The sequence below is a fragment of the Brachybacterium sp. AOP29-B2-41 genome (assembly GCF_052378395.1).
Classification (GTDB): domain Bacteria; phylum Actinomycetota; class Actinomycetes; order Actinomycetales; family Dermabacteraceae; genus Brachybacterium.
Genome location: NZ_JBQSXR010000047.1, coordinates 1 through 1,704, shown reverse-complemented (window position 1 = coordinate 1,704; position 1,704 = coordinate 1). Strand labels below are relative to the sequence as shown.

The following is a 1,704-nucleotide window of genomic DNA, read 5'->3' as shown; positions in this document are numbered from 1 at the left end:
CCTCGAGATTTCACGGGGGTGTGGTCTCGCCCGACGGACGGCATAAAGAAAGGTGCTCCTGGCCTGGGATGATGCGGGGTGTTGAGTCTCGTAATCCCTGGCCGGAAGGAGCACCTTTCAGGTGTCCCACCCTACCTTGTTCTTCTACCCCCGTCCGCGCGTGGACATCGCTGAGGTCCCGGCGGCCGCGCATGCGGGCGCGGTGCTGCTGACCGGCACGATCCACGCCACCGGCCTCGCCCCTTCGCTGCGTGAAGCTCTGGATCCGTGGACGAAGCCACTGGCCGAGCATCACGCCTCGAAGGTCCTGCTGGACCTCGCGATGACTCTCGCGATCGGCGGCGAGCACGCTTCGGATACTGATCTGCTGCGATGCGAACCGGGACTGTTCGGAGACGTCGCCTCGGCCCCAACGATCTCCAGGAACCTGACCACGCTGGCCGAGGACGCGCCCGCCGTGGTCGAGGCGATCTCCCAGGCCCGCCGCATCGCGCGTGAACGGGCCTGGGCACTGGCCGGCGACCACTCCCCGGTCCGCAGGCTCAGTGCGAGGAATCCGCTGGTCATCGACCTCGACGCCACCCTGATCAACGTCCACAGCGAGAAGGAGCAGGCTGCACCGACGTTCAAACGCGGCTTCGGTTACCACCCACTGTGCGCTTTCCTGGACCACGGCAGCGAAGGAACCGGGGAACCGCTGGCGATCCACCTGCGCCCCGGCAACGCCGGTTCCAACACCGCCGCCGATCACATCACCATCACCAGGCAGGCCCTTGCGCAGCTCCCGGCTGGTCTGCTCTCCTCCGGCGGAAGGGGGTCGAAGAAGGTCCTGATCCGCACCGACGGAGCCGGTGGCACCAAGGACTTCGTCAAGTGGCTGACCGGGCAGCGTCTGGCCTACTCAGTCGGGTTCACCCTCCCCGCGAACACTCCCGACCTGCTGGAACGTATCGATGAGGCGAAGACGTGGACTCCTGCCTACGACACCGACACCGACGGGATCCGCGACGGAGCATGGGTCGCGGAACTGACCGGGCTGCTGGATCTTCAGGGTTGGCCGCCCGGGATGCGGGTGATCGTGCGGAAGGAACGTCCTCATCCTGGGGCGCAGCTGCGGATCACCGATCACGAGGGGATGCGCATCACCGCGTTCGCGACCAACACCCCGCGCGGCCAACTTCCCGTGCTCGAGCTGCGACACCGCCGCCGCGCACGATGCGAAGACCGGATCCGCAACGCCAAGGACATGGGCTTGATGAAGTTCCCGCTGCAGGGCTTCGCGCAGAACCAGGTCTGGTGCCAGATCATCCAGCTCGCTAGCGAGCTCGTCGCCTGGATGCAGACCATCGCGCTGACCGGCCATGATGCGCGGAAGTGGGAGCCCAAACGGCTCCGCGCACGGCTGTTCGAGATCCCCGCGACCCTCGTGCGCCGCAGCCGGCACAACCTCCTCCACCTCGCCCAGCACGCTCCCGAAGCCCGCACCGTCCTGACTGGCATCAACCGGCTCCGCACCGCCGTCGCACAGACCTGACCAAGCTGCTCCACCCGCCCCTACGACCAGCATCAACCTCTCGGGAGTGGAACCCGACCGCCCGCAACGGACACTGCGACGATCTGTCATACCCGAATGCCAGAATCAGCAGCTGAACACCGGCAACGACGCCGACCGCGACCGCTCACCAGCCCGATGAAAGATCGAGG

The 1,704-nt window shown here is 66.7% G+C and carries 1 protein-coding gene; it reads left to right on the top strand.

From position 1 onward, the window contains the following. Window positions 1-121 precede the first annotated feature (121 nt). Window positions 122-1,534: an IS1380 family transposase gene (locus tag ACT3T9_RS18800; protein WP_114306499.1), complete on the top strand. Its 1,413-nt coding sequence runs from the start codon at window positions 122-124 to the stop codon at window positions 1,532-1,534. Window positions 1,535-1,704 lie beyond the last annotated feature (170 nt).